Source organism: Enterococcus sp. C76 (assembly GCF_040886985.1).
GTDB classification, from domain to species: domain Bacteria; phylum Bacillota; class Bacilli; order Lactobacillales; family Enterococcaceae; genus Enterococcus_B; species Enterococcus_B lactis.
Genome location: NZ_JBFOEY010000002.1, coordinates 349,523 through 364,678, shown reverse-complemented (window position 1 = coordinate 364,678; position 15,156 = coordinate 349,523). Strand labels below are relative to the sequence as shown.

The window sequence follows — 15,156 nt, the reverse complement described above, 5'->3', positions numbered from 1 at the left end:
GGAGGCGAACTACGTGGCTAAAAAATCAATGATTGCTAAAAACAAACGTCCTGCAAAATTTTCAACACAAGCTTATACTCGTTGCGAACGTTGCGGACGTCCACATTCAGTTTATCGTAAGTTCCATCTTTGCCGTATTTGCTTCCGCGAACTTGCCTATAAAGGTCAAATTCCCGGCGTGAAGAAAGCTAGCTGGTAAAAAGTAAATTCGCATAAGAAGGAGGTAAAAGATCAATGGTCATGACAGATCCAATTGCAGATTTTCTAACTCGTATCCGTAACGCAAACATGGTTAAACATGAGTCTTTAGAAGTACCTGCATCAAAAATTAAACGTGACATCGCTGAAATCTTGAAACGTGAAGGTTTCGTTCGTGATGTTGAATACATCGAAGATGACAAACAAGGCGTGATCCGTGTTTTCCTAAAATTTGGTAAAAACGGCGAACGTGTTATCACAAACTTAAAACGTATCTCTAAACCAGGTTTGCGTGCTTATGTCAAAGCTGACGAAGTACCAAAAGTATTGAACGGTTTAGGTATCGCAATCATTTCGACTTCTGAAGGTGTTGTCACTGATAAAGAAGCTCGTGAAAAAAATATCGGCGGCGAAGTTATCGCTTACGTATGGTAATCAAGTAGAATCTACAAGGAGGTGTCTTTAAGTGAGCCGTATCGGAAATAAAGTCGTTGTGATCCCTGAAGGAGTAACAGTTACTCAAGAAGGAAACAACGTTACAGTTAAAGGACCAAAAGGTGAATTGACTCGTACTTTCTCAGCAGATATCAAAATGAATATCGAAGGAAACGAAGTGACTTTCACTCGTCCAAACGACAGTAAAGAAATGAAAACAATTCATGGAACAACTCGTGCGAACTTCAACAACATGGTTGTAGGTGTCAGCGAAGGATTCCAAAAAGCGTTAGAACTAATCGGGGTTGGGTACCGTGCACAATTACAAGGATCAAAACTTGTATTGAACGTTGGTTACTCACATCCAGTAGAAATCACACCACCAGCTGGAGTAACTGTTGAAGTACCAGCTAACACACAAGTAATTGTTAAAGGTGCGAACAAAGAAGAAGTTGGCGAATTAGCTGCAAATATTCGCGGAACTCGTCCTCCAGAACCTTATAAAGGTAAAGGTATTCGTTATGTTGGCGAATATGTACGCCGTAAAGAAGGTAAAACTGGTAAATAATCGTTTAGAAAAATTGCATAGAAGCCAGCAGCAGGAAAAAGGTATTTGGCTGAAGTTTACCTTCAAAAAAATAAATTTCTACTTGTGCCGCAGCTTCTATTTTTCGAAACGTATTTACTGCTTGAAATAGTAGTACAATAAAATAAAGAGGTGACAATTGTGATTACAAAACCAGATAAGAACAAAACACGTCAAAAGAGACATCGTCGTGTACGTAATAATATCTCTGGTACTGCTGAGCGCCCACGCTTGAACGTTTTTCGTTCTAACAAAAACATCTACGCTCAAATTATTGATGACGTAGCGGGTGTAACGCTAGCAAGTGCCTCTACCTTGGATAAAGAAATTTCAGGTGGAACAAAAACAGAAGCAGCACAAGCTGTCGGTAAACTAGTTGCTGAACGTGCAGCTGAAAAAGGCATTAAAGTAGTAGTCTTTGACCGTGGTGGATACCTTTACCATGGCCGTGTGCAAGCTTTAGCTGAAGCAGCTCGCGAAAATGGACTAGAATTTTAGAAGAAGGAGGAATACCATTCATGGTTTATATCGATCCAAAACATTTGGAATTAGAAGACCGCGTTGTTGCAATTAACCGTGTAACAAAAGTTGTTAAAGGTGGACGTCGTCTACGTTTTGCTGCTTTAGTTGTTGTCGGTGACAAAAACGGACACGTAGGATTTGGTACAGGTAAAGCTCAAGAAGTTCCTGAAGCAATCCGTAAAGCAATTGAAGATGCGAAGAAAAACTTAGTTGAAGTACCTATGGTTGGTTCAACAATCCCACACGAAGTAATCGGTGCTTTTAGTGGTGGTAGAATCCTAATGAAACCTGCTGTAGAAGGTTCTGGGGTTGCTGCTGGCGGACCAGTTCGTGCCGTATTAGAATTAGCTGGGGTAGCAGATATCACTTCTAAATCTTTAGGCTCAAATACACCAATCAACGTTGTTCGCGCAACAGTTGAAGGTTTGAAACAATTGAAACGTGCAGAAGAAGTTGCAGAACTTCGCGGCAAATCAGTTGAAGAATTAATCGGATAAGGAGGACAACAATAATGGCTGAATTAAAAGTTACTTTAAAACGCAGTATTATCGGACGTCCTCAAAACCAACGCGATACAGTTAAAGCGTTAGGTCTTACAAAGATTAACAGTTCAGTGGTTAAGCCTTCTAATGAAGCAATTAAAGGCATGATCAATACTGTTTCTCACCTAGTGGACGTTGAAGAAGTTTAATTAAAAAAAATCAGAACTAGAACATTAAGGAGGTGCCAAACCTATGAAACTTCATGAATTAAAACCTGCTGAAGGTTCACGCCAAGTACGTAACCGTGTTGGTCGTGGTACTTCATCTGGTAACGGAAAAACTGCCGGACGCGGACAAAAAGGACAAAAAGCCCGTTCAGGCGGTGGTGTGCGTTTAGGATTTGAAGGGGGACAAACACCATTGTTCCGTCGTTTACCAAAACGAGGATTCACAAACGTGAACCGTAAAGACTATGCAGTCATCAATCTTGATGTATTGAACCGCTTTGAAGACGGAGCTGAAGTAACTCCTGTTGCTTTAGTTGAAGCTGGAATCGTGAAAAACGAAAAAGCTGGAATCAAAGTATTAGCTAACGGGGAACTAAACAAGAAATTAACTGTGAAAGCAGCAAAATTCTCTAAAGCAGCTCAAGAAGCAATTGAAGCGGCTGGTGGATCAATCGAGGTGATCTAATGTTTAGACTATTAAAAGATGCTTTTAAAGTAAAAGACATTAGATCGAAAATCCTATTTACTGTATTTGTGTTGTTTGTATTTCGCCTAGGTGCACATATCACTGTACCAGGCGTAAATGCTGCTTCATTGCAAAACCTTTCTTCTTTGCCATTTTTCAACATGTTGAACTTGGTAAGTGGTAGTGCGATGCAAAACTTCTCCATTTTCTCAATGGGGGTTTCACCATACATTACTGCTTCTATCGTCATTCAGCTTCTTCAAATGGACATCGTGCCTCGATTTGTTGAATGGTCGAAACAAGGGGAAGTGGGTCGTAAAAAATTGAATCAAGCCACTCGATATCTGACATTAGTATTGGCATTTATCCAATCTGTCGGTATCACTGCTGGATTCAACCAATACGCTCAATTAGGTTTCGTGAATAATCCTAACGTAGCAACTTACGTAACGATCGGTTTGATTCTAACAGCTGGTACGATGTTTGTTACTTGGCTAGGAGAACAGATCACAGAAAAAGGTATCGGAAATGGCGTATCAATGATCATTTTTGCAGGTATCATTTCTAGATTGCCTGAAAGTATCAGAGAAATTTATGAAGATTACTTTATAAATATCGATCCTTCAGACATATGGAAATCTGCTATTTTTGTGGCCATTTTATTAGTAGCGGTCTTATTGATCGTCACATTCGTAACATTTTTCCAACAAGCTGAACGCAAGATCCCGATCCAATATACGAAACGTGTCGCTGGCGCGCCTACAAGCAGCTATCTGCCGTTGAAAGTAAATGCAGCTGGAGTTATTCCAGTTATCTTTGCTAGTTCGTTTATTGCTACGCCAAATGCTGTTTTACAAGCATTGAGTGGTAGATTCGGTTCTGAAAACTGGTATAAAGTGATGATGGAGATCTTTAACTATAATACAGCACCTGGTGCTACGATTTATACGATTCTGATCGTTGCCTTCACTTTCTTCTACGCCTTTGTACAAGTAAACCCTGAGAAATTAGCGGAAAACTTGCAAAAGCAAGGAAGTTATATACCAAGCGTACGCCCTGGTAAGGGGACTGAAGAGTATGTCTCAAGATTACTGATGCGTTTAAGTACAGTTGGTGCAGTCTTCCTTGGTTTAGTGGCATTACTTCCAATCATTGCTCAAATGGTTTGGGATCTTCCACAATCAATCGGATTAGGCGGTACAAGCTTACTGATCGTTATCGGTGTAGCTTTAGAAACTGCGAAACAGTTAGAAGGCTTAATGCTGAAACGTAAATATGTTGGATTCATTGAGTAAGAAAGCGTGTTGAGGTTCTTCCTCAACACACGTTCTCACACATTTATTAGGAGGGAAAACAATGAACCTCATTTTAATGGGGCTGCCAGGCGCAGGTAAAGGAACACAAGCTGAAAAAATCATTGACGCTTATGGTATTCCGCACATCTCAACAGGAGATATGTTCCGCGCAGCGATGCAAAACGAAACAGCTCTTGGCCTGGAAGCAAAGTCTTATATGGATAAAGGTGCATTAGTTCCTGATGAAGTAACAAATGGAATCGTGAAAGAGCGACTAGCTGAACCAGATACAGAGAAAGGCTTCTTATTAGACGGCTTTCCACGTACACTAGATCAAGCAAAAGCTCTGGACGCAATGCTAAAAGATTTGAATAAAAAAATTGATGCTGTCATCGATATCCATGTTGGTGAAGAAATCTTGGTCGAACGTCTAGCCGGCCGATTTATCTGCAGCAATTGTGGAGCAACTTACCATAAAATTTTCAACCCTACAAAAGTTGAAGACACATGTGATCGTTGCGGTGGGCATGAATTCTATCAAAGAGAAGATGATAAACCTGAGACGGTTAAAAATCGTCTGGCTATCAACATCAAAAATAGTGAACCAATCTTGGCTTATTATAAAGAACAAGGTTTGCTAAACACTATTGATGGTGCTCGTGAAATCGATGCTGTATTTGCAGATGTACAAAAAATCATTGAAAAATAGCACGATTGCCCGTAGCCGACTTGCATTATGCAGTTACTCTTGTCAAGTTCAATAAATTATGATAGAATATGTCAGTCCGACTTCTAGAGAATCCTCTAGATGATCCATTTTGAGAATTTTGAGGTGGGAACTGCAGTTTCCGCCATTTTATCGTGTGAAAATGCGAAACAAGTACAAGGAGGTACTGTGCGTGGCAAAAGAAGATATGATTGAAGTCGAAGGTACAGTCGTCGAAACTTTGCCGAATGCAATGTTTAAAGTTGAACTAGAAAACGGACACCAAGTTCTTGCTACTGTTTCAGGTAAAATTCGTATGCATTACATCCGTATCTTACCTGGTGACAAAGTAACGGTTGAATTGTCTCCATACGATCTTAACCGTGGCCGTATTACTTATCGCTTTAAATAATTGTACTCCGTAAAACTACAGGAGGTATTATCATGAAAGTAAGACCATCAGTAAAACCAATGTGCGAACATTGTAAAGTAATTCGTCGTAAAGGACGCGTTATGGTGATTTGCCCAGCAAATCCAAAACATAAACAACGTCAAGGATAATTGGAGGTGCTATAAATATGGCTCGTATTGCAGGAGTAGATATTCCTCGTGATAAACGTGTGGTAGTTTCACTTACTTATATCTATGGTATTGGTAACACTACTGCTAAAAAGATCTTAGCTGATGCTGGTGTATCTGAAGATGTTCGCGTTCGTGAATTAACGAATGAACAAACAGATGCTATCCGTGCAGAAGTAGATAAATTAAAAGTTGAAGGGGATCTTCGTCGTGAAGTGAACTTGAACATCAAACGTTTGATGGAAATCGGTTCTTACCGTGGAATCCGTCATCGCCGTGGATTGCCTGTTCGTGGACAAAACACGAAAAACAATGCACGTACTCGTAAAGGCCCAGCTCGCGCTATCGCTGGCAAGAAAAAATAATTCTTAAGTGAAGGAGGTTAAAACTTCATGGCAGCAAAAAAAGTGAATCGTAAACGCCGTGTGAAGAAGAATATAGAAGCAGGTATTGCACATATCCATTCTACATTCAATAACACTATCATCATGATCACTGATACTCACGGAAATGCATTAGCGTGGTCATCAGCTGGTTCATTAGGTTTCAAAGGAAGCAAAAAATCAACTCCTTTTGCCGCTCAAATGGCAGCAGAAACTGCTACAAAAGCAGCAATGGAACACGGATTAAAAACTGTTGAAGTAACAGTTAAAGGACCTGGTTCTGGACGTGAAGCAGCAATTCGTTCATTACAAGCTACAGGTTTAGAAGTGACTGCAATTCGTGACGTGACTCCAGTTCCTCATAATGGTGCCCGCCCTCCAAAACGCCGTCGTGTTTAATGAGTGCCGCTCATTTTGAGTTTTATCAGTAACGTCATTGAACAAGACACTTTTCGTTTTGAAAGGGGTAAAGATAAGAATGATTGAGTTCGAAAAACCAAGAATCGCAAAAATTGATGAAGAAAAAGATTATGGCAAGTTCATCGTTGAACCTCTTGAAAGAGGGTATGGGACTACTTTAGGGAATTCCCTACGTCGTATTTTATTATCTTCTTTGCCAGGTGCTGCCATCACTAATATTCAAATCGATGGTGTACTGCATGAATTCTCTACCATCAAAGGTGTTAGAGAAGACGTCACTCAAATCATCTTGAACATTAAAGGCTTAGCGCTGAAAATGTATGGCCAAGAAGAAAAAACCCTTGAAATCGATATTACCGGACCTGCTACAGTAACTGCTGGCGATATTATCGTTGATAGTGATGTAGAAATTCTTAACAAAGATATGTACATCTGTAGTGTCTCTGAAGGAGCTACGTTCCATGCTCGCTTAACAGTGAAACCTGGACGTGGTTATGTTCAAGCAGATGAAAATAAAAAAGAAGATATGCCAATTGGCGTTCTTCCAGTCGATTCAATCTACACACCTGTTCGTCGTGTGAACTATCAAGTTGAGAACACACGTGTTGGACACCGTGAAGATTTTGATAAATTGACGATGGAGATTTGGACAGATGGTTCAATCGAACCGTTGGAAGCAATGAGTTTATCTGCGAAAATCATGACTGAACATTTGGATATTTTTGTGAACTTAACTGATGAAGCAAAAAATGCTGAAATCATGGTCGAAAAAGAAGAAACACAAAAAGAAAAAATGTTGGAAATGACGATCGAAGAGTTAGACTTGTCTGTTCGCTCTTACAATTGTTTGAAACGTGCAGGAATCAATACTGTACAAGAACTTACAAATAAATCTGAGCCTGAAATGATCAAAGTCCGTAACTTAGGACGTAAATCATTAGAAGAAGTTAAAGCAAAATTGCACGACTTAGGTTTAGGTTTACGTAAAGAAGATTAAAACCTTTTACGAAGGAGGGAAAACAACGTGAGTTATCGTAAACTAGGACGCACATCTAGCCAACGTAAAGCGATGTTGCGTGATTTAACAACTGATTTATTAATCAACGAACGTATTGTGACTACTGAAGCTCGTGCGAAAGAAGTTCGCTCAACTGCAGAAAAAATGATCACTTTAGGTAAACGCGGAGATTTGCATGCACGTCGTCAAGCTGCGGCTTTCGTACGTAATGAAGTTGCCAGCGTGCGTGAAGAAAATGAGGACATCGTCATTGAATCAGCTTTACAAAAACTATTCAACGATATTGCACCTCGTTACGCAGAACGTCAAGGCGGATACACACGCATTTTGAAGACAGAACCAAGACGCGGTGATGGTGCACCAATGGTTGTCTTAGAACTTGTCTAAAATCACACTAATAACATCACTTTATAGATGATTCTTTTAGAGTGTTATGATGTTGGAAGATATTTTTCCGAGTCTAGCTCAGCGCTGCTCCTCAAGCGAATATCGCTTGGGGAGTAAGCACTCATCATAAAGTGTTTTTTTATACCTTCAATTAACTGTCATGACAGCTCTGCTTGAAGGCATAAAAAAACATTTTAAGCGAGAAATAATTGAAAATTTTGTCTTTTTTTGATAGTGTTAGTAGGAACTTTAGGATGAAGAAGGAGTAATCATGGAGCCAATTATTGAATTAGAGAAAATAAATTACAAATACCAGCCAGATGATCTTCGCCCCGCATTGAAAGATGTCTCCTTTACAATTGATAAAGGTGAGTGGATCGCTATTATTGGACACAATGGTTCAGGAAAATCGACACTTGCCAAAACAATCAATGGGCTACTTCTGCCAGAATCAGGGGTCGTGAAAGTCGGAAATCAAGTATTGGATGAAGAAAACATTTGGACGATCCGGCAAATGGTTGGAATGGTTTTTCAAAATCCAGACAATCAGTTCGTTGGTTCGACAGTAGAAGATGACGTTGCGTTTGGTCTTGAAAATCAAGGGATTCCCAGAGAAGAAATGCTGATACGTGTGAAAGATGCACTTGAGAAAGTTAGAATGGCTGAGTTTGCTACACGCGAGCCTGCTCGTTTATCAGGAGGACAAAAACAACGTGTTGCTATTGCCGGCGTGGTTGCCTTACGACCTGATATCATTATTTTAGATGAAGCAACAAGTATGCTAGATCCAGAAGGCCGTGAAGAAGTGATTTCTACGATCAAGAAGATCAAAGAAGAAAGTCAATTGACCGTTATATCTATCACTCATGATATTGATGAGGCAGCTAATGCTAATCGGATACTAGTGATGAGACAAGGAGAACTTGTCCGTGAAGGTACACCAAAAGAAATCTTTTCTGCGGGGCCTGAACTGATCGATTTAGGTCTAGATCTACCATTTCCTGAAAAACTGAAACGTGCACTGAAAGAACGTGGGGTAGATGTGCCAAGTGAATATATGACAGAAGAAAGGATGGTGGATTGGTTATGGACATCCGTTTTGAACAAGTAGACTTCACTTATCAGCCGAATACACCATTTGAACAACGAGCCTTATTTGACATCAATATGACGATCAAAGAAAACAGTTATACTGCATTAGTAGGGCATACCGGAAGCGGGAAATCAACTTTACTCCAACATTTGAATGCGCTTGTTAAGCCAACAAGCGGTACCGTCCATATTGGAGAACGCGATATTCAGCCAGATACGGATAATAAAAATCTAAAGCCTATCCGAAAAAAAGTCGGCATCGTCTTTCAGTTTCCAGAAGCACAGCTATTCGAAGAAACGGTGGCAAAAGATATTGCCTTCGGTCCTAAAAACTTTGGTGTCAGTGAAGAAGAAGCGCTGATACTAGCAAAAAAAACATTAGAACAAGTTGGACTGGATGAAAGCTATTTGGAACGTTCACCATTTGAACTTTCAGGAGGGCAAATGCGTAGAGTAGCAATCGCTGGTGTGCTTGCCATGAAGCCTGAAGTACTTGTATTGGATGAACCAACGGCAGGACTTGATCCTCAGGGAAGAAAAGAAATGATGGAGATGTTTTGGCGTCTTCATAAGGAACAACAGATTACTATTGTTTTAGTGACGCATTTAATGGATGATGTAGCCAATTTTGCAGACTATGTCTATGTACTGGAGAAGGGGCGAATCGTTAATAGCGGGCAGCCTCAAGAGGTTTTTCAAAACATCGAATGGCTAAAAGAAAAACAGTTAGGTGTACCTACTGCCACAGAATTTGCAGAAGAATTAATGGCTAAAGGGATGGACTTCACTACCTTACCTTTGACAGCTGAAGAATTAGCAGACGCCATCATCCATTCTGCTGGAGGAAATGCCCATGATGAATAAATTGATATTTGGTCGTTATATGCCAGGAGATTCCTTGATCCATCGATTGGATCCCCGAGCCAAATTATTAGCCAGTTTTTATTTTATTGGTATCATTTTTTTAGCAAATAATTGGGAAACATATCTTGTATTGGCAGTTTTCACATTATTTTCTGTCTTTTTATCAAAAGTAGACTTGAAATTTTTTATCCGAGGTATTCGCCCATTGATTTGGCTGATCCTCTTTACTGTAGCTTTGCAAGTCTTGTTTACTAGTGGCGGAGAAACTTATTGGAGTTGGGGTGTTTTCCATATCACTGAATTTGGTGTGATGAACGGTCTCTTTATTTTCTGCCGATTCGTGTTGATTATTTTTATGTCGACGCTACTCACGCTTACTACACCGCCTTTGGAATTATCTGATGCGATTGAGTACTTGCTTCGTCCATTGAAAGCCGTACGGTTCCCAGTCCACGAAATTTCTTTGATGCTGTCGATTGCGCTTCGTTTTGTGCCTACATTGATGGATGAAACAGAAAAGATCATGAACGCTCAGCGCGCGCGTGGTGTTGACTTTGGTGAAGGCAATCTAGTTCAGAAAATGAAAGCAGTCATTCCTTTGCTGATTCCTTTATTTGTCAGCAGTTTCAACCGAGCGGAAGATCTTGCGACCGCTATGGAAGCAAGGGGCTACAAGGGCGGGGAAGGAAGAACGAAATATCGTGTCTTGCATTGGCATAATAGAGACACGATGGTTATCATTGCTTTTATATTATTAACCGTGCTGCTGATCTTTTTAAGAGGATAAACGTTCAGTGGACCGCTATCTATCCTTTTCTTGCTAATCTATTTGCAAGAAAGGATGCGAACAGTGTATGACAAGAAGCATTAGGGTCTGTGGCAGACTAATGTCACAGGCCTCTTTCTTTTATTTGAAAAAAAGAACAAACAACATTATCTGGAAAAACCACTATTTCTAGACAACTTTTTAGAAACAAAGGAGAGAAAACCATGGTACGTTACAAAGCAATCATTGCATACGACGGAACAAATTTCAATGGGTTCCAGAAACAGCCAAATGGACGTACTGTTCAAGAAGAAGTAGAAAAAACATTACAAAAAATGGCAAACGGGAAAGAAATCACGGTCTTTGGTTCGGGAAGGACAGATGCCGGAGTACATGCAATCGGGCAAGTGATCCATTTTGATTATCCAGAAGAACGCCCATTAGAACGAATGCGTTTTGCGTTAGATACCCAGTCACCAGAGGATATCGCTGTAAGACAAGTAGAAATCGTTTCAGAAGAATTTCATGCAAGATATTTGGTCAAAGAAAAAACTTATCAATTTCGAGTGGATATAGGCAAGCCACGCAGTCCCTTTCGACGTCATTATGCCAGTTATTATCCTTACCCACTTGATTTGGGAAAAATCCAGCGGGCGCTACCTGATTTATTGGGGACCCACGATTTCACCTCTTTTTGTGCATCAGGAAGCTCGATAGAGGATAAAGTACGTACGATCTATGAGGCTAAGATGGAGGTCAATGAAACAAAAGACGAACTGTTGTTTACTTTTAGGGGAAATGGCTTCTTGTATAAGATGATACGTATCTTAGTAGGAACGCTATTGAAAATTGGTAATGGCCGATTGCCTGAAGATAGTATCCCAGCGATTATTGCGAAAAAAGATCGTAATGCAGCAGGACCTACAGCACATCCTGAAGGACTTTATTTGTATGAAGTGAAATATGAATAAGAGGTTGTAAAAAAGCTGTCCTGCATCAAGCAATAAGAACAGCCAAACCAAAATAGCTCCTCATATTTTTCGTTTGGTTGGGCTTATTGCCGCAGATGCAAGTTTTTGAACACCGTTTAAGGAAGAGGTTGTGAAATCAGCGTTTTGACCTGAGTATTAGAGAAACAAACGGAAAAATAGTTCCTCATATTTTGCCGTTTGTTGAGCTAATACCGAAGGACAGCTGATTGAACACCGTTTAAGAAAGAGGTCGTGAGCCTGCCGTTTAACTCTGAGTCACAAGGAGCAATTTCAAAAAACAGCTTCTCATGTTTGATGAATATTGTGACTTGTAAACGAAGCATGGATAAGTGAACCTTCTTTTTGCCACACTACTTTTTTGTAACCAAAAAACGATGGAACGTTGTTTTGATTGCCCTTGATGCGGACAGTCTGAACAGGTTCCATCGTTTCTTTATTTTCTTCGTCTTCTTCTGTGTGTATTTCGCGGTTTTTCTTCTATTGTTGGTTCAATCGTGCCATAAAAGGGGCGATTGCGGTCAAGGTACCAGACATAAAGAATAAACAATGCAATACATAGTACAAAAAGGATTGCACCTATCATAAATCCTTCAGGCAAGTAGCTGAAAGTAACCGTGTGTTTACCTGCTGGAACTTTTAGCATCAAGAATGCGTTTTTGAAGTTGCTGACTTTGACTGGCTTCCCATCGATCTCGGCTTTCCATCCTTTGTCGTAAGGAATAGTTGTCACCAACATAGAATCTTCTGCGGTATCTACAGTTCCAGAAGCTTTTCTGCCAGAGGCTTCCATTTCGACACCTTTTTCTTTGATCTGATTCATTGCGGCTTGATAGGCTACAACATCTAGACCAACGACTTTCGGCTCCATGAAACTTACTTCTTTCGTCCCATAAAAACTTGCAGTAAATGTCACCGTTGTCTCTTGGGGGTAATAGCCAAGATCATAGTATTGTCCAGAAATATTGATTTGCGTTTTCCTTGATGTACCATTGACAGTGATCGTTGCACTAGAACTTTCTAATTGTGCAAAATTGGTTGGGAATAAGCTTAAGTAAGCTTGTGTATTTGCAGGTACATGGACTTCCCATGTGAGCTCTTTTGGTTGATTATCTGCCGTCTCTGAATAAGTCACACCAGTCGTTGTTTTTGTGATCGTCGTATTTAACTGATTCTTCAAAGTAGGCGTATAGAATGTAAAATACTGTTCATTTAGACCAGATAATGTATTGATCAAGTTTGTCTGACTAGTTAAATTATCTGTTACGGGCTGCTCAATATCATTAACGGATAACGGTGCGGTAAATGCCAGTGGCAATGCATTGACATTCTGATACAGTGTATAGTCGCCGCTTTGACCAGCTTGGCGGAAGCCATATTTGCTGAACGTGCTTTCGTTCTTAGAAATGTTGTATTTGATTCCTGTAAAGCCATCCATCAGCAAAGTATTATTATTGTAGCGGATATTCAAATTTGTTCCTCTTGAACGGAACCCTAATGTATCCAGATAAGAGGAAGAATTACGATTTCTTATAGAAGAAAACAAGCTGATGCCGCTGTAACCGTAGTTGATCGAATCATTTGGCGATACCGGATCCAGATTTTCCAAGCGGTAAAACGAGTCAGAATCTTCTTTTGTTTCATTTACAAGAGCTTTCAAGTCAGGATAAGGATCCGTATACAAACTGCGGGAAGCATAATTCCAATCATCAAGGATACCATGGATCATGCTGTTCGTATTGACTAATGCCTCAGCGGACATGATCAATAACAACAATATACTTAGATGGTTGAAGGAAAGTTTTTTATGCTGATAAAATCCCACAGCAAAAGCATAGATCCCTAAGAAAACAACTGTCAATACAAAGGAAGTCATCGTCACATAGGTGTAGCTTCCTTCAGGTTTGATGCCCCATGCCACCGCAAAGAGAGCAGCTACGACCAAAATGATTCCTAACAACAGCCCACGATCGTCTTGTTCTATCCTTTCCCATCCTTTTCCTGCAAGCAGGAGAACTAAGAAAGAGAACAGATAGGCATAACGGAATAAAAACATATTCGGTGCATGCATACCATGCCAAAACAAATTCAATGGAACAAGATAAAAACTTGCGATAAGTATGGCGAAAAGACCACCGTACAAAAACTTATTTTTCAACGGTACTTTCCGACTGGCAAAATAAAACAAGCAAAGGACCAGCGGAAGCAGACCTGCGTAAATGAACGGAATCGAACCGTATTTTGTGGTGTCATAAACACCAATCATGTTTTTCATGATCAGATCCAGATAAGAAGTCGCTTCTGTTTTCAACGTAGTGATTTGACTCAATGCTTCGCCATTTGACCGAAGATCCAGTACTGCTGGCAATACAATGATCATTGAAGCGCCGCCTGCCAGTAAAGAAGTGATCCCATAAGGAACAATCGATTTTTTGTATTCTGACCAGTTTGTCAATAGACGGGCAATAAAATATAAGAAAGAAAAGACACCAATCATGAATCCCATATAAAAACTGGATAGAAACAAGAGCAAATAGCTGATGAATAAAAGTTTCGGCCGTTTCAGATCCATGACACGATGAATCCCCAAAATCACTAATGGAAGATAAACAAAAGCATCCAGCCACATGATAATCTCCGAATGTGCAGTAATGAATGAGATCAATGCGTAACTGACGCTAAGTGCAACATGCCCCCAGCGAGGAATCTTGAACGTGCGTGCAAGAAACCAAAAAGCTAATCCGGCACAGCCGACTTTAAGCAAAGTCAGAACATAAAGTGCATCTGGCATCATCTGGTTTGGAAAGAAGAAAACCAGTGGCGTGAAGATCCCGCCGAGATAATAAGAAATCAAAGACAGATAATTCAAGCCCAGAGAAGCATTCCATGTATAGAAAATACTTTGCTTTCCAAGAAGGACATTTCGGAAGCTTGCATGAAAATTAGAAAATTGTGAAAAGGCATCACTTGCCAAAATACTTCTGCTGCTCCCGGGATAGATCCCGATACTTAGATAAACAAGTGCTAAAATCAAAAACGGAATCAGGAAACTAGCTGCTGCGTAGCGTCCGTTTTCTCTAAAGAATGACTTTAAGTTTTTTTTCATATTTATTTTCCACCAAATTTCTATGAAGTTGTATTTAGTTTATCATATCCTTGTTTTTCTCTGCTTAAAAAGAGTCTAGTTTTCATAAAAAAATAAAATTTGGGAATAAATAACTTCACAATTTGTTCGTATAACAAAAATAAACACAAAAAAAGGGGAGGAATCAAAAATTCCACCCACCAAAATTTTTATTAAATAAAAAACCGTTCACTATCTGAACGGTCCAAGTATCATTCAATTAAACGCGTTCAACTTTTCCTGATTTCAAAGCACGAGTTGACACCCAAACTTTTTTAGGTTTTCCGTCGACCATAACGCGAACTTTTTGTAAGTTAGGTTTAACAGTACGTTTTGTTGAGTTCATAGCGTGTGAACGGTTGTTTCCACTTTTTGTCTTGCGACCTGTAAAGTAACAAACTTTTGCCATGGTAATTTCCTCCTTTGCCTTGATTTGGAGCAATAGAATAATTCAGCTCATACCAGACTAACATATCATATAGATTGGAAATTTGCAAGTACATTTTCATGGATACAATTGACATTTGTGAAGAATAATTGTAAATTAAACAGGGTTATACCTGAAATTTTGCAAGGTTTTTGAGTACTTTGGGTAACTGCCTTTTATTTCAAGTTGC

General features: G+C 39.8%; 21 protein-coding genes. 19 read left to right on the top strand and 2 right to left on the bottom strand.

From position 1 onward, the window contains the following. Positions 1–13 precede the first annotated feature (13 nt). The 19 genes from AB3I00_RS04190 (at position 14) to truA (ending at position 11,397) form a co-directional block, all read left to right on the top strand. A complete protein-coding gene (locus AB3I00_RS04190; RefSeq protein WP_002288673.1) occupies positions 14–199 on the top strand; it encodes a type Z 30S ribosomal protein S14 in 186 nt (61 codons plus the stop codon). A 35-nt stretch (positions 200–234) separates the two neighbouring features. Next, positions 235–633 carry a 30S ribosomal protein S8 gene (rpsH, locus tag AB3I00_RS04185; RefSeq protein ID WP_002288675.1) on the top strand — a complete coding sequence of 133 codons (399 nt, stop codon included), beginning with the start codon at positions 235–237 and terminating at the stop codon, positions 631–633. Positions 634–664: 31 nt separating this feature from the next. Then, positions 665–1,201, top strand: a complete 537-nt coding sequence (gene rplF / locus AB3I00_RS04180) for a 50S ribosomal protein L6 (RefSeq protein ID WP_002309839.1) — start codon at positions 665–667, stop codon at positions 1,199–1,201. A gap of 159 nt (positions 1,202–1,360) precedes the next feature. After that, positions 1,361–1,717, top strand: a complete 357-nt coding sequence (rplR, locus tag AB3I00_RS04175) for a 50S ribosomal protein L18 (protein WP_002288679.1) — start codon at positions 1,361–1,363, stop codon at positions 1,715–1,717. Between the two features lie 20 nt (positions 1,718–1,737). Then, positions 1,738–2,238 (top strand): 30S ribosomal protein S5, encoded by a 501-nt coding sequence (gene rpsE, locus AB3I00_RS04170; protein WP_002288681.1) that lies wholly within the window; start codon positions 1,738–1,740, stop codon positions 2,236–2,238. A 14-nt stretch (positions 2,239–2,252) separates the two neighbouring features. Then, the gene (gene rpmD, locus AB3I00_RS04165; RefSeq protein ID WP_002290455.1) at positions 2,253–2,432 is read left to right on the top strand and encodes a 50S ribosomal protein L30; all 180 of its coding nucleotides are present in this window, start codon (positions 2,253–2,255) and stop codon (positions 2,430–2,432) included. Positions 2,433–2,475: 43 nt separating this feature from the next. Further along, positions 2,476–2,916: a 50S ribosomal protein L15 gene (gene rplO, locus AB3I00_RS04160; RefSeq protein ID WP_002288687.1), complete on the top strand. Its 441-nt coding sequence runs from the start codon at positions 2,476–2,478 to the stop codon at positions 2,914–2,916. Further along, positions 2,916–4,211, top strand: coding sequence for a preprotein translocase subunit SecY (secY, locus tag AB3I00_RS04155; RefSeq protein WP_002288688.1), 1,296 nt, complete (start codon positions 2,916–2,918; stop codon positions 4,209–4,211). The genes rplO and secY overlap by 1 nt, the downstream gene beginning before the upstream one ends. Positions 4,212–4,272: 61 nt before the next feature. Continuing rightward, a complete protein-coding gene (locus tag AB3I00_RS04150) occupies positions 4,273–4,920 on the top strand; it encodes an adenylate kinase (protein ID WP_002288690.1) in 648 nt (215 codons plus the stop codon). A gap of 190 nt (positions 4,921–5,110) precedes the next feature. Beyond that, on the top strand, positions 5,111–5,329 hold the full coding sequence (gene infA, locus AB3I00_RS04145) for a translation initiation factor IF-1 (protein ID WP_002288695.1): 219 nt from the start codon (positions 5,111–5,113) through the stop codon (positions 5,327–5,329). Positions 5,330–5,361: 32 nt separating this feature from the next. After that, on the top strand, positions 5,362–5,478 hold the full coding sequence (rpmJ, locus tag AB3I00_RS04140; protein WP_002288710.1) for a 50S ribosomal protein L36: 117 nt from the start codon (positions 5,362–5,364) through the stop codon (positions 5,476–5,478). Between the two features lie 17 nt (positions 5,479–5,495). Then, a complete protein-coding gene (gene rpsM, locus AB3I00_RS04135; RefSeq protein ID WP_002288713.1) occupies positions 5,496–5,861 on the top strand; it encodes a 30S ribosomal protein S13 in 366 nt (121 codons plus the stop codon). A 27-nt stretch (positions 5,862–5,888) separates the two neighbouring features. Then, positions 5,889–6,278 (top strand): 30S ribosomal protein S11, encoded by a 390-nt coding sequence (gene rpsK, locus AB3I00_RS04130; RefSeq protein ID WP_002288714.1) that lies wholly within the window; start codon positions 5,889–5,891, stop codon positions 6,276–6,278. A 79-nt stretch (positions 6,279–6,357) separates the two neighbouring features. Further along, a complete protein-coding gene (locus AB3I00_RS04125; protein WP_002288715.1) occupies positions 6,358–7,296 on the top strand; it encodes a DNA-directed RNA polymerase subunit alpha in 939 nt (312 codons plus the stop codon). 27 nt (positions 7,297–7,323) lie between these two features. Next, complete coding sequence (gene rplQ / locus AB3I00_RS04120) at positions 7,324–7,704, top strand: 50S ribosomal protein L17 (protein ID WP_002288716.1); 381 nt, start codon at positions 7,324–7,326, stop codon at positions 7,702–7,704. Between the two features lie 271 nt (positions 7,705–7,975). Next, entirely contained in the window at positions 7,976–8,815 is an 840-nt protein-coding gene (locus AB3I00_RS04115; RefSeq protein ID WP_002290456.1) for an energy-coupling factor ABC transporter ATP-binding protein, read from the top strand. After that, positions 8,791–9,660, top strand: a complete 870-nt coding sequence (locus tag AB3I00_RS04110; protein ID WP_368024804.1) for an energy-coupling factor ABC transporter ATP-binding protein — start codon at positions 8,791–8,793, stop codon at positions 9,658–9,660. The genes AB3I00_RS04115 and AB3I00_RS04110 overlap by 25 nt, the downstream gene beginning before the upstream one ends. Further along, positions 9,650–10,447, top strand: a complete 798-nt coding sequence (locus AB3I00_RS04105; protein ID WP_002315505.1) for an energy-coupling factor transporter transmembrane protein EcfT — start codon at positions 9,650–9,652, stop codon at positions 10,445–10,447. The genes AB3I00_RS04110 and AB3I00_RS04105 overlap by 11 nt, the downstream gene beginning before the upstream one ends. A 203-nt stretch (positions 10,448–10,650) precedes the next feature. Then, complete coding sequence (truA, locus tag AB3I00_RS04100; protein ID WP_002329759.1) at positions 10,651–11,397, top strand: tRNA pseudouridine(38-40) synthase TruA; 747 nt, start codon at positions 10,651–10,653, stop codon at positions 11,395–11,397. Positions 11,398–11,851: 454 nt separating this feature from the next. Here the strand turns inward: truA and AB3I00_RS04095 are convergent, their stop codons facing one another. Both AB3I00_RS04095 and rpmB read right to left on the bottom strand, forming a co-directional pair. Continuing rightward, positions 11,852–14,521 (bottom strand): YfhO family protein, encoded by a 2,670-nt coding sequence (locus AB3I00_RS04095; RefSeq protein ID WP_139911366.1) that lies wholly within the window; start codon positions 14,519–14,521, stop codon positions 11,852–11,854. Positions 14,522–14,759: 238 nt separating this feature from the next. Further along, complete coding sequence (gene rpmB, locus AB3I00_RS04090) at positions 14,760–14,948, bottom strand: 50S ribosomal protein L28 (RefSeq protein WP_002290463.1); 189 nt, start codon at positions 14,946–14,948, stop codon at positions 14,760–14,762. Positions 14,949–15,156: the final 208 nt, after the last annotated feature.